5 protein-coding genes are annotated in these 5,671 nt (G+C 71.2%); 4 read left to right on the plus strand and 1 reads right to left on the minus strand.

Annotated elements, in window-relative coordinates; translation table 11 throughout:
- Nucleotides 1-113 precede the first annotated feature (113 nt).
- On the minus strand, nucleotides 114-1,550 hold the full coding sequence (locus tag RIF68_RS25380) for a gamma-aminobutyraldehyde dehydrogenase (protein WP_309053623.1): 1,437 nt from the start codon (nucleotides 1,548-1,550) through the stop codon (nucleotides 114-116).
- A gap of 204 nt (nucleotides 1,551-1,754) precedes the next feature.
- On the opposite strand from RIF68_RS25380, the gene RIF68_RS25385 reads away from it, so the two are divergent.
- The 4 genes from RIF68_RS25385 to RIF68_RS25400 all read left to right on the plus strand — a co-directional run.
- Nucleotides 1,755-2,246, plus strand: coding sequence for an Lrp/AsnC family transcriptional regulator (locus RIF68_RS25385; RefSeq protein WP_309053624.1), 492 nt, complete (start codon nucleotides 1,755-1,757; stop codon nucleotides 2,244-2,246).
- A complete protein-coding gene (locus RIF68_RS25390; RefSeq protein ID WP_309053625.1) occupies nucleotides 2,231-3,619 on the plus strand; it encodes an aspartate aminotransferase family protein in 1,389 nt (462 codons plus the stop codon). The genes RIF68_RS25385 and RIF68_RS25390 overlap by 16 nt, the downstream gene beginning before the upstream one ends.
- A gap of 225 nt (nucleotides 3,620-3,844) precedes the next feature.
- Nucleotides 3,845-4,576, plus strand: coding sequence for an ATP-binding cassette domain-containing protein (locus RIF68_RS25395; protein WP_309053626.1), 732 nt, complete (start codon nucleotides 3,845-3,847; stop codon nucleotides 4,574-4,576).
- Nucleotides 4,558-5,671: hypothetical protein (locus tag RIF68_RS25400; protein ID WP_309053627.1), on the plus strand; the 1,114-nt coding region annotated here is incomplete at its 3' end. The genes RIF68_RS25395 and RIF68_RS25400, both read left to right, overlap by 19 nt.

Below are 5,671 nucleotides of genomic sequence, written 5' to 3' on the forward strand. Positions count from 1 at the left end.
CCGCGCCTATGTGCGGGGATACCGGCGGGGGGGGGCTGGCTCAGTGCGTGTGCCACCGCCGCCGGGCGGCGGGGACCTGGTCCCGGCCGCCCGTCGCTTCACGCGTGGACCGTTCAGCCCAGGGACGTCATCACGTGCTTGATGCGCGTGTAGTCCTCGAAGCCGTACGCGGAGAGGTCCTTGCCGTAGCCGGACTTCTTGTAGCCGCCGTGGGGCATCTCGGCGACGAGCGGGATGTGGGTGTTGATCCACACGCAGCCGAAGTCGAGGGCCTTGGACATGCGCATCGCGCGCTGGTGGTCCTTGGTCCAGACGGAGGAGGCGAGGGCGTACTCGACGCCGTTGGCGAACTCCAGGGCCTGGGCCTCGTCCGTGAAGGACTGGACCGTGATGACCGGGCCGAAGACCTCGTTCTGGATGATCTCGTCGTCCTGCTTGAGGCCGGAGACGACGGTCGGGGCGTAGAAGTAGCCCTTGTCGCCGACGCGGTGGCCGCCGGCCTCGACCTTGGCGTGGGCCGGGAGGCGGTCGACGAAGCCGGAGACCTGCTTGAGCTGGTTCTCGTTGTTCAGCGGGCCGTACAGCACGTCCTCGTCGTCCGGCTGACCGGTCTTGGTCCCGGCCGCGGCCTTGGCGAGTGCGGAGACGAACTCGTCGTGGATGGACTCGTGGACGAGGACGCGGGTGGCGGCCGTACAGTCCTGGCCGGCGTTGAAGAAGCCGGCCATCGCGATGTCCTCGACGGCCTTCTCGATGTCGGTGTCCTCGAAGACGACGACGGGGGCCTTGCCGCCCAGCTCCAGGTGGACGCGCTTGACGTCCTTGGCGGCCGACTCGGCGACCTGCATGCCGGCGCGGACCGAGCCGGTGATGGAGGCCATCGCCGGGGTCGGGTGCTCGACCATGGCCCGGCCCGTCTCGCGGTCGCCGCAGATCACGTTGAAGACGCCCTTGGGGACGATCTGCCCGATGATCTCGGCCATCAGGACGGTCGACGCGGGGGTCGTGTCCGAGGGCTTGAGGACGACGGTGTTGCCCGCGGCGAGCGCCGGGGCGAACTTCCACACGGCCATCATCATCGGGTAGTTCCACGGCGCGACCTGGGCGCAGACACCCACGGGCTCGCGGCGGATGATCGAGGTCATGCCCTCCATGTACTCGCCGGCGGACTTGCCCTCGAGCATCCGGGCGGCACCCGCGAAGAAGCGGATCTGGTCCACCATGGGCGGGATCTCCTCGCTCGCGGTGAGAGCGACCGGCTTGCCGGTGTTCTCGACCTCGGCGGCGATGAGGTCCTCGGCCCGCTCCTCGAAGGCGTCGGCGATCTTGAGGAGCACCTTCTGGCGCTCGGCGGGCGTGCTGTCGCGCCAGGCGGGGAAGGCGGCCGCGGCGGCCTCCATGGCGGCGTCGACGTCGGCCTGGCCGGAGAGCGGGGAGGTCGCGTACACCTCACCGGTGGCCGGGTTGATCACGTCGATCGTGCGGCCGTCGGCCGCGTCCCGGAACTCCCCGTTGATGTAGTTGCGCAGCCGGCGCAGCTCGGTGGTCACTTGCCACCCCTCCTGTCACGTTCTGTCGTCGCACGTCCTTGTGCGCGTCCCGATGGGCGAGACACCTCAGGGTAGTCGCTCGGCTGACGCTTTCAACAGGCCCAGGCCCCCTCAACTTCGGATTCAGTGAGATCCAGAGCCCTACGCAACGAATTACATCACTCCCGGCTTGCAAGACTGCTCATCTCGGTGCACAGTGAAGACGTGGCCAGTCGAAGCACAGACCCGAGAACCGGAACCGGTTCGTCCCCGACGATCGATGCCGTCTCCCTGGCGATCATCGAACAGCTCCAACAGGACGGCCGCCGTCCCTACGCCGCGATAGGCAAGGCCGTCGGCCTCTCCGAAGCGGCCGTGCGGCAGCGCGTCCAGAAGCTGCTCGACCAGGGCGTCATGCAGATCGTCGCCGTCACCGACCCGCTCACCGTGGGCTTCCGGCGGCAGGCGATGGTCGGCATCAACGTCGAGGGTGACCTGGATCCGGTCGCGGACGCGCTGACGGCCATGGCCGAATGCGAGTACGTGGTGATGACCGCGGGCTCCTTCGACCTGATGGTGGAGATCGTCTGCGAGGACGACGACCACCTCCTGGAAGTGATCAACCGGCGCATCCGCACTCTCCCCGGCGTGCGCTCCACCGAGAGCTTCGTCTACCTCAAGCTCAAGAAGCAGACCTATATGTGGGGAACCCGATAGCCGTGAGCAACTCCCGCAGCGATCTCTCCAAGTCCGCCTACGACCACCTGTGGATGCACTTCACCCGCATGTCGTCGTACGAGAACAACCCCGTGCCGACCATCGTCCGCGGTGAAGGCACCTACATCTGGGACGACAAGGGCCGCAAGTACCTCGACGGCCTCGCCGGCCTCTTCGTGGTCCAGGCCGGACACGGCCGCGCCGAGCTCGCCCAGGTCGCCGCCAAGCAGGCCCAGGAGCTCGCCTTCTTCCCGGTGTGGTCCTACGCCCACCCGAAGGCCGTCGAGCTGGCCGAGCGCCTCGCGAACGAGGCCCCCGGCGACCTCAACAAGGTCTTCTTCACCACCGGTGGCGGCGAGGCCGTCGAGACCGCGTGGAAGCTCGCCAAGCAGTACTTCAAGCTGGTCGGCAAGCCCACCAAGTACAAGGTCATCTCGCGTGCGGTCGCCTACCACGGCACCCCGCAGGGCGCCCTGTCCATCACGGGCCTGCCGGGCCTGAAGGCCCCCTTCGAGCCGCTGGTCCCCGGCGCGCACAAGGTGCCGAACACCAACATCTACCGCGCGCCGCTCTTCGGCGACGACCCGGAGGCCTTCGGCCGCTGGGCCGCCGACCAGATCGAGCAGCAGATCCTCTTCGAGGGCCCGGACACCGTCGCCGCGGTCTTCCTGGAGCCGGTGCAGAACGCCGGCGGCTGCTTCCCGCCGCCGCCCGGGTACTTCAAGCGCGTCCGCGAGATCTGCGACCAGTACGACGTGCTGCTCGTCTCCGACGAGGTCATCTGCGCCTTCGGCCGCCTCGGCACCACCTTCGCCTGCGACAAGTTCGGCTACGTGCCGGACATGATCACCTGCGCCAAGGGCATGACCTCGGGCTACTCCCCGATCGGCGCGTGCATCATCTCCGACCGCCTGGCCGAGCCGTTCTACAAGGGTGACAACACCTTCCTGCACGGCTACACCTTCGGCGGCCACCCGGTCTCCGCGGCCGTGGGCATCGCCAACCTCGACCTGTTCGAGAAGGAGAAGCTCAACCAGCACGTGCTCGACAACGAGGGCAACTTCCTGTCGACGCTGCAGAAGCTGCACGACCTGCCGATCGTCGGCGACGTCCGCGGCAACGGCTTCTTCTACGGCATCGAGCTCGTGAAGGACAAGGCCACCAAGGAGTCCTTCAACGACGAGGAGACGGAGCGCGTCCTCTACGGCTTCCTCTCCAAGGCCCTCTTCGACAACGGCCTGTACTGCCGTGCCGACGACCGTGGCGACCCGGTCATCCAGCTGGCTCCGCCGCTGATCTCGGACCAGTCCACGTTCGACGAGATCGAGGGGATCCTGCGCGCCACCCTCACCGAGGCCTGGACCAAGCTGTAACGGTTCAGCCCCGAAGCCTCACGCCGCCCTCACGGCGTGACCCCGGCCCGGGCATGCCGCCATCCGAGTGGATGGCGGCGGCCCGGGCCGCGTGCTGTCCGGACATGCCGATCCGACTCCTTACGGTGCCGAGTGACCCACTGGCCCGTCCCCTCGTTCCCCCGTACGGCGGAACACGGGGGAAACGGGGGACGACGCATCAGATCCGACATCGAGGTGTACGCGATGGTGGCCCCACCGGACAACGACGTGCTCTGGGCGCGTTCCCTGCACTGCGCCCTGGACGGCTCCGACGCCCTCAGCGGCGTCTCCCTCGGCGTCCGCGAGGGCGAGATCCTGGCCCTGACCGGCCCGCGCGGCAGCGGCAAGACCACCCTCCTGCGCTGCCTCTCCGGCCAGCTCGTCCCCCAGCGGGGCGAGGTCTGGTTCAACAGCTCCCCCGTGCACACCCTCGGCCGCGCCCAGCGCGAACGGCTCCGCCGCGACCGTTTCGGCTGGATCGGCCCCGAGCCCGGTCTCGTCCCCGAACTCACCGGCTGGGAGAACGCCGCCCTCCCCCTGCTCCTGGGCGGGGTGTCCCACCGCGCCGCGAGGACCGCCGCCGGCGAGTGGCTCGACCGGCTCGACATCGGCGACACCGCCCGGACCCGCCCGCACGCCCTCACCCCGTCGCAGCGCCAGCGCATCGCGCTCGCCCGCGCCCTCGTCACCACCCCGTCCGTCCTCTTCGCCGACGAGCCGACCGCCGCCCTGCACCAGGCCGACGGCGCCCTGGTGCTGCGCACCCTCACGGCCGCCGCCCGCTCGCACGGCATCACCGTCGTCCTCGCCACCCACGACGACGAGATCGCTGCCCTCGCCGACCGCGCGGTCGCCCTGCTCGACGGACGCCGGGCCGGCGCCGTACCCCCGTCGTCCGGTGCGGAGGGCGTCACGGCGTGCTCGCTCTCCGTCTAGTCCGCGGCAGCCACCCCGTCGTCCAGCTGCGGCGTCTGCTCGTCGCCGCCGCGACAGCCGGAGTCGGCTTCCTGCTGCTGTGCACACTCGGGTACGCCGTCGGCCACCCCGACCGGTCCTCCGCCTCCGCGCTGCGGCTGCTGTGGTGCGCGCTGCCGCTGGCGGCCACCGTCCAGTTCGCCGTCGCGGTCGCCCGCACCGACCCGAGCGTCCGGCCCCGGCCCGGCCTCTCGGCCGTCGGGCTCGGCCCGGCCCGGCTCACCGCCGTCGCCGCGGCCTCCACCGCGGTCGCCTGCACGCTCGGCTCGGCGGTCGCGCTCCTTCTCTACCTGCACCTGCGCGGCGACCTCAGCGGTCTGCCCTTCGACGGGGCGGCGGCCGGACTCCTCGCCGCCGACCGGCCCGTCCCCGTCGCAGCCGCCCTCACCCTGCTCGCGCTCCCGCCCGCCATCGCCGCCACGGCGGCCGGCCTGGCGCTCCGGCCCGGCCGCACCGACGCGCCCGCAGCCCGGGGCGCCGAACGGACCCTGCCCTCCGGGCTGCCGTGGGGCGTGGCGCTGGTCTCGGTCGGCCTCGCCGTCGAGACGTACGCGGCCCGGGGCGGCGGCGGGAGCGGCCTGCCCCTGCCGGGCCGCTTCGACGGCAGCCCCACCGGGGTCCTCGCCGGCTGGGTCCTCACCGCGATCGGCCTCGCGACGGCCGGACCGGGCATCGCCCACGGCTGCGGACGCCTCCTCCAGGCGGTCCGGCCGGGCGCCGTACGGCTCCTGGCGGGCCGGGTCCTCATGGACGAGGCGCCGCGCATCGGCCGCCCGCTCGGCGTGGTCGGCGCGGTCCTCTCCGGCCTGATCGCGGCAACCACGGTGTACGCCTCGGGCCCCGGCACCGACGTGTTCGGGCCGCTCACCGGCCTGGGCGCCCTCCTGATCGTCGTCTGCACCACGGCGACGCTGCTCACCGCGGCCCTAGAGTCGCGCCAGTACCGCGCCCGCACCACCGAGGCGCTGCTGCGGCTCGGCGCGCCGCCCACCGTTCTGCGCACGGCCGCCCTGATGCGGGCCGGTGTCCTCCTCGCCGTGTTCCTGCCGGTCACCT

This window comes from Streptomyces sp. (genome assembly GCF_031178505.1).
Lineage (GTDB): Bacteria > Actinomycetota > Actinomycetes > Streptomycetales > Streptomycetaceae > Streptomyces > Streptomyces gulbargensis.